General features: G+C 52.5%; 14 protein-coding genes. 8 read left to right on the forward strand and 6 right to left on the reverse strand.

What is annotated here, in order from left to right; translation table 11 throughout:
• Positions 1-127 precede the first annotated feature (127 nt).
• The 4 genes from K6R05_RS19015 to K6R05_RS19030 are packed head-to-tail and all read left to right on the forward strand — an operon-like array spanning position 128 to position 4,097.
• Positions 128-877 carry an SDR family NAD(P)-dependent oxidoreductase gene (locus K6R05_RS19015; protein ID WP_161736871.1) on the forward strand — a complete coding sequence of 250 codons (750 nt, stop codon included), beginning with the start codon at positions 128-130 and terminating at the stop codon, positions 875-877.
• Positions 878-931: 54 nt separating this feature from the next.
• Positions 932-2,230, forward strand: coding sequence for an MFS transporter (locus K6R05_RS19020; RefSeq protein ID WP_161736870.1), 1,299 nt, complete (start codon positions 932-934; stop codon positions 2,228-2,230).
• Between the two features lie 12 nt (positions 2,231-2,242).
• Positions 2,243-3,085 (forward strand): transketolase, encoded by an 843-nt coding sequence (locus K6R05_RS19025; protein WP_222925634.1) that lies wholly within the window; start codon positions 2,243-2,245, stop codon positions 3,083-3,085.
• Between the two features lies 1 nt (position 3,086).
• Positions 3,087-4,097, forward strand: a complete 1,011-nt coding sequence (locus K6R05_RS19030) for a transketolase family protein (protein ID WP_222925635.1) — start codon at positions 3,087-3,089, stop codon at positions 4,095-4,097.
• Between the two features lie 1,090 nt (positions 4,098-5,187).
• Here the strand turns inward: K6R05_RS19030 and K6R05_RS19035 are convergent.
• From K6R05_RS19035 to K6R05_RS19045, 3 genes are all read right to left on the reverse strand, one after another.
• A complete protein-coding gene (locus K6R05_RS19035) occupies positions 5,188-6,159 on the reverse strand; it encodes a ParB family protein (RefSeq protein ID WP_222925511.1) in 972 nt (323 codons plus the stop codon).
• A gap of 7 nt (positions 6,160-6,166) precedes the next feature.
• Complete coding sequence (locus K6R05_RS19040; protein WP_033735792.1) at positions 6,167-7,366, reverse strand: AAA family ATPase; 1,200 nt, start codon at positions 7,364-7,366, stop codon at positions 6,167-6,169.
• A 1,557-nt stretch (positions 7,367-8,923) separates the two neighbouring features.
• A complete protein-coding gene (locus K6R05_RS19045; protein WP_003855845.1) occupies positions 8,924-9,853 on the reverse strand; it encodes a RepB family plasmid replication initiator protein in 930 nt (309 codons plus the stop codon).
• Between the two features lie 462 nt (positions 9,854-10,315).
• Between K6R05_RS19045 and K6R05_RS19050 the strand changes: the two genes are divergently transcribed.
• Positions 10,316-11,686 (forward strand): aldehyde dehydrogenase family protein, encoded by a 1,371-nt coding sequence (locus K6R05_RS19050; protein ID WP_222925512.1) that lies wholly within the window; start codon positions 10,316-10,318, stop codon positions 11,684-11,686.
• Between the two features lie 3 nt (positions 11,687-11,689).
• On the opposite strand, the gene K6R05_RS19055 is transcribed toward K6R05_RS19050, so the two are convergent.
• The gene (locus K6R05_RS19055) at positions 11,690-12,868 is read right to left on the reverse strand and encodes an NAD(P)/FAD-dependent oxidoreductase (protein WP_161736382.1); all 1,179 of its coding nucleotides are present in this window, start codon (positions 12,866-12,868) and stop codon (positions 11,690-11,692) included.
• A gap of 92 nt (positions 12,869-12,960) precedes the next feature.
• Entirely contained in the window at positions 12,961-14,190 is a 1,230-nt protein-coding gene (gene zigA / locus K6R05_RS19060; RefSeq protein ID WP_161736383.1) for a zinc metallochaperone GTPase ZigA, read from the reverse strand.
• 118 nt (positions 14,191-14,308) lie between these two features.
• Here zigA and K6R05_RS19065 point away from each other — a divergent pair, with 118 nt between their 5' ends.
• Positions 14,309-14,644: an ASCH domain-containing protein gene (locus K6R05_RS19065; protein WP_161736384.1), complete on the forward strand. Its 336-nt coding sequence runs from the start codon at positions 14,309-14,311 to the stop codon at positions 14,642-14,644.
• 3 nt (positions 14,645-14,647) lie between these two features.
• Here the strand turns inward: K6R05_RS19065 and K6R05_RS19070 are convergent, their stop codons facing one another.
• Positions 14,648-15,196 (reverse strand): helix-turn-helix domain-containing protein, encoded by a 549-nt coding sequence (locus K6R05_RS19070; RefSeq protein ID WP_010246810.1) that lies wholly within the window; start codon positions 15,194-15,196, stop codon positions 14,648-14,650.
• Positions 15,197-15,307: 111 nt separating this feature from the next.
• Between K6R05_RS19070 and K6R05_RS19075 the strand changes: the two genes are divergently transcribed.
• Both K6R05_RS19075 and K6R05_RS19080 read left to right on the forward strand, forming a co-directional pair.
• A complete protein-coding gene (locus K6R05_RS19075; RefSeq protein ID WP_222925513.1) occupies positions 15,308-15,976 on the forward strand; it encodes an AzlC family ABC transporter permease in 669 nt (222 codons plus the stop codon).
• Entirely contained in the window at positions 15,973-16,296 is a 324-nt protein-coding gene (locus tag K6R05_RS19080) for an AzlD domain-containing protein (RefSeq protein ID WP_033784885.1), read from the forward strand. The genes K6R05_RS19075 and K6R05_RS19080 overlap by 4 nt, the downstream gene beginning before the upstream one ends.
• The last annotated feature ends 85 nt before the right edge of the window (positions 16,297-16,381 follow it).

Genomic DNA, 16,381 nt, shown 5'->3' on the forward strand with positions numbered 1-16,381 from the left:
CCAACAAATTCATTCAGCATCAAATGAATTTTTCTGCATTGCCAATATTAATCGCTTTATCAATTCTGATTGTGACCCTGCCGGTAGCGATACCGAACCACTAATAATTATTCTTCTGGAGTGGATAATGTTACTTGAAAACAAAGTTGCGATTATCACGGGTGCCGCTTCTCAGCGCGGCATTGGACGAGCCACAGCCGCCTGTTTTGCTCAGCATGGCGCGCGCGTGGTGATACTCGATTTAGATTTACAGGCGGCCCAGGCCAGCGCGCTTTCGTGTGGCGACGGGCATCTCGGCCTGGCCACCGATGTGACCGATCCGCTTTCTGTTCATCGTGCTATCGATCAGGTACTTGAGCACTACGGCCGTATTGATGTGCTGGTCAACAATGCCGGGATCACTCAGCCGGTTAAAACACTGGAAATCGGCATCGAAGATTACAACCGCATTCTGGATGTCAATCTGCGCGGTACGCTTCTGATGTCTCAGGCGGTTATCCCAACGATGCAGCAGCAAAAAAGCGGCAGTATTGTCTGTCTGTCATCTGTATCAGCTCAGCGTGGCGGCGGCATTTTCGGCGGCCCGCACTACAGCGCAGCGAAAGCAGGCGTGCTTGGCCTGACAAAAGCGATGGCGCGCGAATTCGGCCCGGACCAGATTCGTATCAATGCCCTCACGCCCGGTCTTATCCAGACCGATATCACCGGAGGCCTGTTACAGGATGAACGCCGCCATGCCATTCTCGACGGCATACCTCTTGGCCGCCTCGGAACCGCCAGCGACGTCGCGAATGCGGCGCTCTTCCTCGCCAGCGATCTCTCCGGTTATCTCACCGGCATCACGCTGGATGTGAATGGCGGCATGCTGATCCATTAATCAGCGCCCTGCCCCGCCCGCACGCCTTGCGGGCTAACTTCGGGAGTGAACACCATGACCACGCTTAATCTGAGCGCAGCCTCTGCTGCGCGCGATATCACCTATCGCAAAATTGCCTGGCGACTGATGCCCTGGCTGATGCTCTGTTATCTCTGCGCTTATCTTGATCGTGTAAACGTTGGCTTCGCAAAATTACAGATGATGGATGATTTGTCACTCAGCGAAACGGTCTACGGACTGGGTGCCGGGATCTTTTTCATCGGTTACTTCTTTTTTGAAGTGCCCAGTAATCTGATTCTGCATCGGGTCGGTGCACGTCGCTGGATTGCCCGCATTATGATTACCTGGGGTGTTATCTCAGCTCTTTTCGCCTTTGTTGAAACCGCATGGCAGTTCTACCTGCTGCGCTTTCTTCTTGGTGTGGCAGAGGCCGGACTTGCACCCGGTTTACTGCTCTACCTGACCTACTGGTTTCCCTCTCACCGTCGCGCTCGCATGACGGTTTTGTGGTTTGTCGCGATCCCACTTTCCGGGATGATTGGCGGCCCACTCTCTGGCTGGATCATGGCGACCTTCTCAGGCTTTCACGGATGGGCGGGCTGGCAATGGATGTTTATGCTGGAAGCTATCCCTACCCTTGTTATGGGATTTGTCGTGCTGCTGGTTCTGAAGGATCGGGTGGAACAGGCAGAGTGGCTGGATGACGATGAAAAACGCCGGGTGCGTGCCGATCTCGACGAAGATAATCAGCAGAAAGCCTGTCATGGCACGGTGAGAGCCTTTATTGCTGACCGTCGTCTGTGGCTGCTGGCGCTGATCTATTTCTGTGTGGTGATGGGCCAGTATGCATTAACGTTCTGGCTACCGACGCTGGTAAAAAATTCAGGCGTCAGCGAGCCTCTGCATATCGGATTACTGACCAGTCTGCCTTACCTGTGCGCCATTATCTTTATGCTACTGGCCGGACGCAGTGGCGATCGTCATCGTGAACGTCGCTGGCACCTGATTGTTCCGATGCTGGTCGGCCTCTCCGGACTCACGCTGGCAACGCTGCTCAGCCATAACGTCTCCCTGTCATTACTCTCCCTCTGTATTGCCGCTGCGGGCATTCTTTCCGCCTCATCACTGTTCTGGATGCTGCCGACCAACCTGCTGGGTGGCGTCTCTGCTGCCGCAGGCATCGCTGCGGTGAACTGCATTGCCAATCTGGCCGGTTTTTTCTCGCCGTGGCTGATTGGCTCAATCACCACTGCAACCGGTTCCCCCGCGTCGGGAATGTATTTTATTGCTGCCGTTCTGCTGGGTGGTGCGCTATGCGTACTGCGCATTCGGGCTGCGGATGTTAATCGTTAATCTGGAGGTTATATGACTGACTCTCGTCACAGTTCACACACGCTCTCATTACCGCAGCGTGCCATGAATATTCGCCGTCATGCCTTATTAATGGGGCAGATTCAGGGACAGGGCTATATCGGTCAGGCACTGGGTGCAGCCGATTTACTCGCTGTCAGCTATTTTCACGCTATGAATTACCGCGCCGATGAGCCTGAGTGGGAAGAGCGCGATCGCTTCTACCTGTCGATTGGTCACTACGCCATTGCGCTTTATGCCGCGCTGCTGGAAGCGGGCGTCATACCGGAGAAGGAACGGGAAACCTATGGCACCGATGAGAGCCGCCTGCCGATGTCCGGCATGGCCGCCTATACCCCAGGCATGGAGATCACCGGTGGTTCATTAGGTCAGGGACTAGGTATTGCCGTGGGTGCCTGTCTGGGGCTAAAGCAAAAAGGCTCACAGGCGCGAATCTATAACCTGCTTTCTGATGGCGAGCTGAATGAAGGTTCAACATGGGAAGCGGCCATGTCAGCCTCACACTGGCAGCTTGATAACCTGATCGCCATTATCGACGTCAACAATCAGCAGGCCGACGGTCACAGCAGCGAGATTCTCGCGTTCGAACCGATAGTGGACCGCTGGCAGGCTTTTGGCTGGTATACCCAGCGCGTTGATGGCAACGATATTGCTGCTTTGCAGAATGCCTTTGACGCAGCACGCAGTTGGCCTGAACCGCAGCCGCGCGTCATCATCTGCGATACCCGAATGGGTAAAGGCGTGCCGTTTCTTGAGAGCCGGGAGAAAACCCACTTCATCCGTGTTGATGCCGATGAGTGGGACAAAGCCCTGACCGCACTTGAGCAAGGAGTCTGATATGAGTTCACAACCGCAAAAAAAACGGCTGACCACTTCCGCCATGATCGCCTCGATTGCTGCTGAGGGTCAGCCCACGGTTTCTGCTCCCTTCGGGCATGCTCTTGTCGCTCTGGCAGAGCAGCGCTCAGATGTGGTGGGCCTGACAGCAGATTTAAGTAAATACACCGATCTGCACCTGTTTGCAGAAGCTTTTCCGCAGCGCTTTTACCAGATGGGAATGGCGGAACAGTTACTGATGAGTGCCGCAGCGGGCATGGCACGCGAGGGCTTTATGCCTTTTGTCACCACCTATGCTGTATTTGCTTCCCGCCGCGCCTATGATTTTATCTGCATGGCCATCGCCGAAGAGAATCTGAACGTAAAAATCGCCTGTGCGCTACCGGGCCTGACCACCGGCTATGGGCCAAGCCATCAGGCGACTGACGATCTGGCTATTTTTCGGGGTATGCCAAACCTGACAATCATCGATCCCTGCGATGCGCTGGAGATTAGCCAGGTCATCCCGGCGATTGCCGAACATCAGGGGCCGGTTTACCTGCGCCTGTTGCGCGGTAAGGTTCCGCTGGTACTGGATAAATATGATTATCGCTATAAGCACGGTAAGGCTCAGCGTCTGCGAGCGGGCAAAGATGCAGTTATTATCAGCAGCGGATTAATGACCATGCGGGCACTTGAAGCCGCTGAGGTGCTGGAAAAGCAGGGCATTGAGGTTGGTGTAGTTCACTCTCCTGTGATTAAGCCTCTGGATGAAGAGACCATCCTGCGAGAAGCAGGGGAAGCGCTGCATCACAACCAGCTGGTTATTACAGCAGAGAATCATTCAATCACGGGCGGGTTAGGCGAGGCAATTGCGGGTCTGCTAATGCGGAATCATGTGACGCCACGCTTTAAGCAGATTGCCCTGCCGGACGCATTCCTGGCTGCAGGCGCTTTACCGACGTTGCATGACCGTTATGGCATCTCTGCCGATGCGATGGTCAGGCAAATAACAGCCTGGCTTGAAGCCTGATTCATAGCAAAACCGGGCCTGGCCCGGTTTTGTATCGTTTTTGCCGCACCAGATACCTATCCTTTTATCGCCCTCATCGTACGCATTCCGCAGGCAATGTGACGATTGCCGTGATCAACGCTGGCTGCGCATCAACAGGTTCTCATGGATTCGCCAGCCATTTATCTATGCCGATCATCCTCTTTGACTCCCCATTCACTGTAAACAGCTTTCCGGTAGGTCATGTCCCTTTCCTGAGTGGCACGGTTATCTATTTCTACCGTTGAGCACATGCTTTCATCGGGTTTACTCAATACAGTGAATCTGTCTGAAGTAGCCGATTTCAGATAGCTGGCGCGATCACGTCCAATCCTGCTCATGTCGTTCGCATCAACAGAAAAATAATTTTAGCCGGATGAGAAAGTTATCCACTTTTTCTGTGGATAAGTGAGGGATATTTTCTGAGTATCTTTTTTCACTCTGAGAAGATGCCTTTGCTGTTAGCAGGCTGCACTGCAATTAAGATCTCAATAAAGCAGTTATAAGCGGTAACCAGGATGATTTTTAGCAGGTTGCGTGGCGATTTCAGGCTGAAATTTATAGTTATTTCCCATTATAAACAGTGAGTTAATGGTTAAATTTCGCTGGCGGATAGCATAGTTGTAAAAGGGCTTGCAGAGAAAGCATCAGCCGATATGAAGCAGTTGTGCAGGAACTAAGGTCTGGTGAGAAGTAACTGGTCACTAATGAACCAGCACCTGAAAATCTTTGCTTGCAATTCGTGATGGCTGAATACGCACAGGCAGCATCAGAACCCTTTAGGGGTGACAACAGAATTTGAATCCGCTTTTGCCATTACAGGCAATTCATGGATTCAAAGGCTGCCAGTAACGCTGGCGACATGTTTCAGGGTAATGGCGATTTCACAGGAATCAGATTAAATACCAGCTTATATAATTTCAATAAATTCAGTTATTTACATTTAAAATTACTATTGAAAACCTGGCGATTTCAGCCTGAAATTCGGGTTTTATGCATCTTCCAGCATATTGAGTTAATCGGGCAATAAAAAAGCCAGCGTCAGACGCTGGCTTTTTTGGATGCATGTAAATCAACGATTGAGATATTTCTTCAGGGTCTCAGCAATGACTTTATCCAGCTCTTCCTGCAACTCTTTCGACTGCCGGTTAAATTCATAGCTGAACATCCGACCGCGTACCTTCTTACGTGCAAAACGATCTTTATCAGCAAAAGACCAGAGCGCAGTCGCCTGTGTTTTATCTTTCTCAGGCTCTTTCATCAACGTCTGGCTACCCTGTCGAATCAGACGCAGAATGTGATTTTTCAGCTCATCCTCGGCAAGCCCTTCGCGGGCGCAAACCACATCTATCTCCCGCGAGATAGAATTAATCAGAGCTTCAACGCTTTGCCCAGATTCACTCAATTTGTCAGCCGCCTGTAACAGCGCTTTGTAATCAGGATAATTCAGCTCAGCATGATTAGGGAAAAGTGAAATCAAATCGGACGGAACGCTGGCTGCCTGAAGAGCACGTGTGACCTTCGCCTGCGATAATCCCTGATTTTCAGCGATCTCTTTTTGCGACAGACCACCATCTTTTAACGCCAGCAGGCGCATTCCTACTTCCCGCAGATTGTGTTCGCGTGCCGTCTGAATATCCTGCGCCAGTCTGCGGGCTTCATCGGCAGTAATAGCGGCATCAGTGACCAGTACGTCCAGCCCGGTTTTGCAGTAAAGCGCAGCCGCACGCCGACGTGAACCGTCAAGAATCTCAATGCGGTCATCGCGCATTACGCCAATGGCCGGGAAGAACTGCTGAAGCTTAATGGTGCGGATAATATCCCGCAGTGAATCGGGTGTCAGCCCGGCCTGATCGCGACCATTGGTTTCCATTGTGACGAATGTCTTGTTTTCAACATCACTGGCGGGAATGCGTTCAAAACGAAACAGGGCGCGCTTGCCCGTAGCCAGAACGAATGTCTGATTATGCTGACTATCTGGCGTCTCATTTTCCAGCGGAGTCTGGCTGAAGGTTCTGCCAATCGTGATTCTTTTTGCGCTCATACAAACCTCAGTTCAGGCGAATAAATTCGATACGGTCAAAGACGGCTTTTGCAAAGTCCTCTGCAGCAGATCTTGCATTTTTCAACGCTTCACTGCTGCCGACATAAGTCGAAGGATTTGCGGAGATGACCGTATCAAAGGATTCGCCGCAACGTTCGAAGCCATCAAGGCGGGGAAGGGCTGCATCAAGCATGTCACCACCAAAAATCTCTTTTGCCAGGCTATGACAGAGCTTATGGTCTGCTTTATTCGATAGCTTAGACATGAAGCCAATGTTGCCCTGCAGGCGACAGGTGGCGCCGGAATCCTCAATGATCGCAATCAGTTCCGGCAGACGCGTCAGGTATTTAAGCGTGGAATGAAAGTCGACCTGAGCCGGTGGTACCGGCGTCATCAGCAGATCAGAGGCCGCAATGGCGTTCTTCAGGAAAGCATCAAGATGCGGGCCGCTGTCGATAAAGATAAAGTCATAATCTTTCTTCAGTTTGGCAATGACGTTGTCATACAGCACGGCATGAACATTTTGCTGCGGTAAATGTTCAGCGCAAAGCTGGTCCCAGCTTGAGGCGATAAAGGCGTCATCAATTGAGGCAGGCAGCACATCGACACCCGGAATAATCGACGGAACGATAAATTCGTTCACAAGCTCATCACGGGTGACATTCTGCAGCATTGCCTGTGCCGCTGTCGCTTCCACCAGCCCTACTGAACGTTCATGGTTTAAAAACATGGTTGCTGAGGACTGTGGATCAAGGTCAATCACTAAAATACGTAAATCTTCAAACAGCAGATGAGGATGGGCACGAAGTGCATGAGCCAGCGAAACGGTAGAAACCGTTTTAGACACGCCGCCCTTCAGATTACCAACAAAAATGGTGTAAGCATCACTGTGGCGATCGCGATATTTCGGCACGCCTCGATGATGATAGATATCAATAATGTTCTGAATCGACATCGCATATTTAACAGAAGATCCGGCCGCACGTTTATCAAACTGATAACCACTTTCTTCCATCTCATTTACAGCATAATCAACGCTGGCTCGTGTCAGTTTGGGCAACTTTGCTAACGCCGCTTTGGCGTAAACCTGATAGTACGTATTTTCATGCAATTCCTGCTTTTGCGCCTGAATCTGGTCGGTAAGGCTTAGTAGCATGCGTTCAGAACGCTGTGCAACTTTCATCACCTGCTTGTCATCGTTAGCCATCGTTGCTCCAAACATGTAGGATTTATGACTTTATACAGAATTCCTGCACGTGAGGCAATAAATTATCTTTTCCACATAATCTTCGTTTTTATGTAACACCACGGTTTTTGTTGCGGTTCATCACACTATTACTTCTGGCCTGCCAATTTACGCAATTCAAATGCGAACAGCGTTCACTATAATCAGCAGAACATTCACTGTAATCAGTAGAAATCGATCCGCAGAGTGAGCAGGGAAAATGGATTGTACAAAGCGCATTGATGCGTCTGAATGTTCACTGTAATCAGTAAAGTCAGTTCTGTATCAGGTGGCTTACCGGAGGACTTATGGTAGTGGTGCAAAAGACAAACCGCATTCAAAAGCTCATGCGGTAAAGCCGGGCTGATGCCTGGCGCTGAACGAGCCAAACGTTCACTGTAATCAGTAGGGTCATTTCAAATACCCATGCAGCAGTCACGTTCACTGTAATCAGTAAAGTTGCGCATGAAATAGCAGGACAGGAAGCTGAACCGAATAAACGTTCACTGTAGTCAGGGGTGGGGAGCGGGTAAATTCTGTCTGGTTCATTAAAGCATCGGAAGCTGATGAGATAACAGACAACTGCAGTCCGGGAGCCCCAATGGATCAGCGGGGATGTAAAAGTCTGTACGATAACGTTCACTGTAATCAGTAACCCAGGGGATAGCGAACATTCACTATAATCAGTAGAAAAGGAACCTTGCCACCGTACATTCACTGTAATCAGCAGAAGCGTCAGTTCAGTTCGACCGGAATTGAGGATAGTAAGGCTGCGATTCGGAAATGGATACCTCCGTGGACATTGCTTCTGGTAACGCTCAGGCCAGCAGACATCAACACCTGCACATGATTATGTCATCACTGCTTTCCCACAAATATTCACTATAAACAGTAGAAACAGCAAAGCGTTGCGTCAAATCTGAGCTAACATTCACTATATTCAGCAAAGTATTCACTGTAATCAGTAAAGCAGCATTCCTGAGTTTAATCGTGGAGAAGACAGCTCCGCGCTACAACATTCACTGTAATGAGTAACCGACAGGGGAATACGCAGCACGTCGGTGCTACGACGATGCCAGTCGGCAAACATTCACTGTAATCAGTAACAGTGTCACGCTTGCAGTAATGATAAGTTAAAGCCCTCCATACAGGACGCACGTCAGCCGTGATGAACATGAGTACTGACATTCACTGTAATCAGTAAGCTGCTCAACGGGAATCAGCAAAAAGTGGCGCTGTCCTGCCTGAATCAGAACGTTCACTGTAATCAGCAAAGCCGATTCTGGAAGGAACTAATCTATTAGTATGTAAGCACACACTTACTTCTTAAACCTTATGGCAAAGCACGACAGGAAAAGAGGGGAGGAGGACATGATTTAAAACGTGCCCGTTTTACTGATTACAGTGAACGTTACTGATTGCAGTGAACACAAGTGGAGTACTGATTACAGTGAATGTGAGAGGAAGGATGCAATGTCACCGGCCACGATAAAAGTGACACTGCCACGCAGAAATGCTGATTACAGTGAACGTCAGGAATTAATCCTCAAACTCAATCTCATCCAGTGAATCGATGCTCTCCAGATTACCGATGCCATCAAGTTTAGGTGTGCGGCTATGAATAATGAAAAAGACTGAGCGGCCACGCTTCACTTCTGAATAATCCAGATAACCAATCTCTTTCAGTTGCTCCATCGCACGCCGCACCACATGATTCTGCGTGGTGGTCTTTGAGCCGAGATTAAGACGCATACGCAAGCGTGCCAACGATATCGGTGCCGGATTGGTCGGCAGGCTCTCAAGGAAGGTGTAGAGCGCCTGTGCAGACTCTTTACGCTTGAGGCGGGAGATTGCCCGGAGCTGAAGCAGCACCTTGTGGTCGAAGTTGTAGAGTTCGAACAACTTAGGGTCGGCCTGAATCCGCACAATATCTTTTTCACGGTCATAATAAGCAGACTGAACAAGGTGGGTATGATACGCCTTGCCGTTGCCTTCAAATGAGAGCGTATTGGTCGCAATGCGGCGCAGAGAGGCATCCAGGCGCTTACGCAGCGCGGCAGACGAGTTGGCAGAGGGAATGCCGCACATCTTCACAAAGTCGATAAACGGCAGTGTGACGGTATCGCCTTTGGTCGGATAGCGCGAAAAGGACTGAATAATGCCTGCCCAGGTTTTGAAATCGTTATCCATATCCAGCCGTGCGCCGGTAATGGTAATCTTTTCGTAGCCTTCCGCTTTCACCAGCGTCAGATTCTTCAGCTCTTTCGTCGCATCCGTTGATGCCATAGCGCCGGATTTACCACGTGCGGTTGATTTCAGCGTCGGCACGAACAGTCCAAGACGCATCAATGCCACCGGCTGAACGGTATTATTCTTGTTGGGATGAAGCTGAATAACTTCGCCACTGTTTTTGGTCACTGACAGAAAAGGTTCAAGTAACGCTTTGTTTTCGTTGTCTTTATCTGCCATGGCTTAGGATCTTCATTCTGTGGATGAAAGGGATCGTTTTCTGACTACAGTGAACATTAGCACTGTTTACAGTGAACATTCTACCTGGTACAGTGAATAAAGTACTGATTACAGTGAACACTTTACTGATTATAGTGAACGCGATCACCCTTTGAGCCCTTGCGGGGTGCGGCCTGCGACGATCGGGGATCTCTTAGGATCTCTCTATGATCTATTAAGGATCGTTTTTTAGGATCGGGTCAGTGTATAAGTGGATAACTGACTGGCAGGTATGATTTTCAGACTCACAGACAGGTTGCGTAATAGCCCCATCTTCGCAACCCCTTCACACTTCCTGAACATCGCCTGTGCAATTCTGACATTCTCCATCGATAAACAACTTCCTCACTATTATTCATTTTTCATCATTAACTACAGCGTGTATCGTTTCTCAATTACTGAACGAATGAGGAATACAGCACCATGACTGAACATGCTCTATCACGTAACCCGGCAACAGGTGAAATTCTGGCACGCTATCCTCTGCAGAACAGCACCGAACTGGAACAGACACTGACAGAAAGCACTTCCGCTTTTGCAGCATGGCAGCACAGCAGTATGAGTGACCGGGTGCGCGTATTACGTCAGCTCGGCGAACAGATCCGTCTGAGAGAACAGGATCTTTCTCGCATGATTACGCTGGAAATGGGTAAACCCATTGCACAGGCTCGCGCTGAAGTACTGAAATGTGCAAATTTGTGCGACTGGTATGCAGAATATGGCCCGGCAATGCTGGCCGATCAGCCCACTCAGATTACCGATGCGTGGCAGCGATTCCGTCCCATTGGGGTGATCCTGGCTGTCATGCCATGGAATTTCCCCCTGTGGCAGGTTCTGCGGGGCGCAGTCAGTATGTTGCTGGCAGGCAACACCTATCTGCTTAAACACGCGCCTAACGTCATGGGAAGCGCCACACTGATGGCTGAACTGTTCAGGGCAACCGATCTGCCTGCTGGCGGCTTTAACCTGATAAACGTCGACAACGACGGTGTCTCCGTCGCGATTAAAGATGACCGCATTGCTGCCGTCGCGGTTACCGGCAGCGTACGGGCAGGTGCAGCCATCGCGGCTCAGGCAGGTGCAGCGCTCAAGAAAACGGTACTGGAACTGGGTGGATCCGATCCCTTTATCGTGCTGGCGGATGCCGATCTTGATGAAGCGGTTAAATCTGCCGTTATTGGACGTTTCCAGAATACCGGGCAGGTGTGTATGGCTGCCAAACGCTTTATTGTTGAAGCTCCAATCGCTGAAGAATTTGAAAAACGCTTCACTGCCGCGGTCCAGGCACTCACCATGGGCGATCCGCTGGATGAAAGCACTTTTCTGGGTCCGATGGCACGCGCCGATCTGCGCGATGAACTGGATGGACAGGTGAAAGCAACACTACGTGAAGGTGCGCGTCTGGTGCTGGGTGGCGAGAAGGTGGCAGGGCAGGGTAACTACTATGCGCCAACCATTCTCGCTGATGTTACCAGCACCATGACCGCGTTCAGGCAGGAGCTGTTTGGTCCGGTCGCGGCCATTGCCATAGCACGGGATCCTAAGCATGCGCTGGAGATTGCCAATGACAGCGAATTTGGCCTCAGTGCTACCGTCTGGAGCGGTAACGAAGAAACTGCCGATCGGCTGGCACTGCAGCTGGAAGTCGGTGCCGTGTTTATTAATGGCAACGGCGCGTCCGATCCGCGCGTTACCATTGGTGGCGTCAAGAAAAGTGGCTATGGTCGTGAGCTGTCACACTTTGGTGTGCACGAATTCTGTAACGTGCAGACCGTGTGGAAAAACCGCCGCTAGTTTTTACTGCGCTGCCGGAAGATAGGCAGGCGCAGTTTTAGCGACCTCACTGAGCGGACGCAGCAACCGATGCGGGGCAAACCCACTCAGCATCGGTGAAGGTGTACCGCTCAGCATCTCCTCAGCCACCAGTCTGCCCAGTAAGGGGGCAAGGGTCATGCCACTATGACTGACCATCAGATAAACGCGTGCTGACTCACTGATGTAGCCCAGTGCGGGCAATCCATCTGCCGGGCGCGATCGCTGTCCTGTTTCAATCCGCTCAATTCTCGCGCCTTCGGTGTTTTTAAACAGCCGCCGCAACCGACGCAACATCTCTTTGCCAATCAGTCCATCCGGCGAGACCGGCCGCGCCGGATCGGCGTGCTGATCCAGATCCAGCGCCTGCAGCATCAGGCGACCACCGCCATCCGGCCGCACATTCAGTTCCGGGGTAATCAGATTGCATCTAAGTGGGATCGGCAAAGGCTGCGTCTGCGCCAGAAAACTGCAGGCAACAGGATCGGCGCGGTTCGCATCGGTCATCGCCAGTTCAAGCCCGCACTGACTTATCAGTTCCGGCGCCCAACGGCCGGTTGCCAGCACCAACTGATCGCCGCGCCATTCATCCCCACTGGCCAGCGTAAGATGGACATCCTGCGCCGATTCAGTCAGCGTCGTCACTTCATTATTGCAGACCAGCTGCCCGCCACTGGTACGCAGATCAGCCAGCAGAGAGGCGATAAACAGGCTGGGATAGAGCAGGCACTCCGAAGGGAAAGACCAGGCGTGCTGAACGCGGGGATCGAGCCGCAACTCAGGCATTGCTCCCAGGAGTGCGGCGCGGCTACGTTTCTCTACGGGATAATCGAGCGTCGTAAGCTTTGCTGCGCGCTGCGCCAGCTGACGCAGGGATAATTCATCGGCTGCCCACTCCAGCGTGCCGGTTTCCAGCAGCCATCGGGGCGATGCAGGATGACTGGCCTGCCAGCGCTTATGCTCGTCTATCGCATGGGCATTAAGATCATGGTAGCTGGTGGGTTCTTTGCCGTTGGCATTGACCCAGGCGTAGCTGATCTGACTGGTTCCGTTGCCAGGATAGTTTTTATCGAAGACGGTGACCTGTGCGCCCCGTCGCGACAATGACTGCGCGACGGCTAAACCCAGCACGCCTGCACCGATTACAGCAATACGTTGTGGCATATCTGGTCTCTCCTGAACAGGGATTAGTGAAAAACTGCTACCCGCCGGTTCGCTTACTATTGCGAAGTCAAAGAAGTACGTCAACCGCTACGTCAGGCGGTGGTTTCATCGAACCACGCGGGCACCGGATCGGCCAGAGTGATCCACTGTTCAGGCCCCGCAGCCATCTCCTGTGGTGTCAGCAACGCATGATCCAGCGCGGCACGGACGCTCTTCTCGTCCATCTCAATGCCGATAAAGACCAGCTCCTGGCGCGCGTCGCCGGTACCTTCCTGCCACTGTTCAGCGATAAAGTTGAGCGAATCCGCATCCTGTGGCCATTCAGTTCGCGGCACGCTGACCCACCAGCGCCCGGCATAACCCTGACGTGCCACTGCGCCCGCCTGCGACCACATCGCGGCATATTCCGGCCGACTGGCCAGCCAGAAGTAGCCTTTAGAGCGGATAACGCCATCAAGCTGGTGGTTTACTGCATGCCAGAAACGCTGCGGATGGAACGGACGACGGGCGCGATAGACAAAGTTACGAATGCCATACTCCTCCGATTCCGGCTGATGCTCACCGCGCAGGGTCTGCAGCCAGCCGGGTGCCTGCGCTGCCCGGTCAAAATCAAACCGGCCGGTATTCAGCAGGCAGTCCAGCGGAACCTGCCCAAACTCACTGTTCACAATAAGCGCATGCGGATTAAGCGCCTGCAGCATGCCCTTCAACTGGTGCAGCTGCGCCGGGCTGAGCAGGTCCGTTTTGTTCAGCACCAGCAAATCACAAAACTCAATCTGATCCACCAGCAGATCAACCACGGATCGCTCATCCTGCTCGCCCAGCGACTCACCGCGCGACTGAAGATCATCGACTGAACGGTAATCGCGCAGGAAGTTAAAGCCATCCACCACGGTAATCATGCTATCCAGCCGGGCATAGGCTGAAAGACTTTCACCCGCTTCATCTTCAAACGTAAAGGTTTCGGCGACCGGCAGCGGTTCAGAAATACCGGTAGACTCAATCACCAGGTGATCGAAACGCCCGGCCTGAGCCAGACGTTTTACCTCCAGCAGCAGATCTTCTCGCAACGTGCAGCAGATACAGCCGTTACTCATTTCGACCAGCTTTTCGTCGGTGCGGGAGAGCTGCGCACCGCCATCGCGCACCAGCGCAGCATCAATATTAATTTCAGACATATCATTGACGATCACCGCTATGCGACGTCCTTCGCGGTTGTTCAGTATATGATTAAGCAGGGTAGTTTTACCGGCACCGAGAAAGCCAGAGAGAACGGCAACCGGCAGACGGGGATCGTCTGATGTCAGAGCAGAGAGTGTCATGGTGTTACCTGTAAGAACGCAATTAAAGATATGTTATAACATAACATTAATGGATTTGTTTTCAACCCGGGTTTGTGCTTTTGTTTCGGGTATCAAAGAGCGTTTAAAAGGAGCGGAAATGCAACAACTCACGCTTGTCCCGCGTCTGATGCCAGCCGTCAGGTGCGGAGAGAAAACCTCGACAATTCGCTGGCTGGAGGGCGATATCACCATTGGCCCGCTGAGACTGGTGAATCAGCAGGATGAAAATGACGCGGTAATCGTGTCGGTGACGCAGGTCGACACGCTGCGCTTAAGCGAAGTCGCCGCAATGCTGGGAAAACAGGAGGAATGGCCTGATGAGGTGCTGCTGGAAGGGATGCGCGAGCACTATCCGGAGATCAGGCTGAGCAGTGAGGTGCAGCTAATCACTCACCTCACGCCCGCAGAAACCCTGCAGAAGCTCCCTGAATAGTGATCAGCTGTGCTCAATCACCAGCAGCGCCATCGTATCGGCTTCCAGCGCCCGAAAGATATGCAGCTCGTCGCCCGGATAGGTAATGTAATCACCCACATCCAGCTCTACCGCGCTGTCCACCGGCCCCACCAGCGCCCGACCTTTAGCAATAATAATATGCTCTATAGTATTGGGAATATGGGGCTGCGATATGCGCTCACTGCCAGGCTGAACCTCCAGCAGATAGATATCACGCCGGACGCCAGGCGGGCAGGATGCCAGCAGAACCGCCTGATAGTCAGCCAGATCGGCGGTTACTGTCAGGCCCTCTCCACGGCGGATCACCTGCAGACGACGCGCATCCGGCTCCAGCAGCCGTGAAAACGGAATATTCAGCGTTACGCACAGTGACCACAGCGTCTCAATGCCCGGATTGCCATTACCCGCCTCCAGCTGTGAGAGCGTTGATTTGGCGATACCGGCGCGGCGCGCGACTTCGGCCAGTGACAGGCCGGCTCGCTGACGTTCACGCACTAAGGCATTGGCAATGATGCTGATAGGGGTATTCAAACGCACTCCTGATAAACGAAAAGTTTTTTATAACGAACGAATTGTTCGGCTTGTAAAACGCCGCTGCAGTGTTCATTATATCGGATTATACGTTCATTATGAGACAGAGAAATGCTTTTTCCGCAAATGCAGTTGCTGGACAAAGGGGTGATCAAAGCGATTTTTCTGGTCTGCCTGGCTGATGGAATTGTCGGTTTATCCTATGGCTCGCTGGCCTCCGCCGACGGGTTTCCGCTCTGGGTACCGCTGGCACTGTCAACGCTGGTGCTGGCAGGTGCGTCTGAGTTTCTGTTTATCGGCATTGTGGCTGGCGGCGGCAGTCCCTTTACCGCGGCCGCTGCGGGCCTGCTGGTGAATGCACGTCATCTCCCTTTTGGCATTGCGGTCAAAGATCTGGTGGGAAAGGGTTCCCTGGGCTGGTTTGGCTGTCACATTATGAATGATGAAAGCGTGGTGTTTGGTATCTCACAACCACAGCTTGCCCAGCGTCGCAGCGCGTACTGGCTGTGCGGCATCGGTATCGGCTTAATCTGGCCGGTGAGTGTTATGACCGGGGCGGCGATTGGTCAGTTTATTCCTGATGTCTCAATGATTGGGCTGGATGCGGTGTTTCCGGCGATCCTGATTGCTCTGATCTTCCCGGCGCTGCGCCAGCGGCGAACCAGAATCCCCGCCACCGTCGGCGCGCTGCTCTACTTACTGGCGACGCCGCTGGTTCCGGCGGGCATGCCAGTACTGTTCTCGCTGCTGGGCCTGCTGACATGGAGATCGCGCAAATGACGCATCAGGGAATGATCATTGCCGGCATCGCCATGCTGGCCGCCGGAACGTATCTGATGCGCTTTGCCGGTGTCAGGCTGGGAAATCGTCTGCCTATCAGCGAGCGCACTCAGCAGATGCTCTCCGACGCTGCCACTGTGTTACTGCTGGCCGTCGCGGCGACCACCACGCTGTTTGAAGGCCAGCATTTTGCCGGTGTGGCACGGGTGGCGGGCGTGGGGTTTGCCCTGTTGCTGGCCTGGCGTCGGGCTCCACTGATTGTCATTATTCTGGGGGCGGCAGCGATGACCGCGCTGTTGCGTTTTCTCGGCGTGGCCTGATGCTGCTTTACACGACTTCCCCGGACATCACTGTAAAGCGCCTCCAGCGCCCAGGATTGCTATCTGACCGGGCATCACGGCATGA

The sequence above is a fragment of the Pantoea alfalfae genome (assembly GCF_019880205.1).
Lineage (GTDB): Bacteria > Pseudomonadota > Gammaproteobacteria > Enterobacterales > Enterobacteriaceae > Pantoea > Pantoea alfalfae.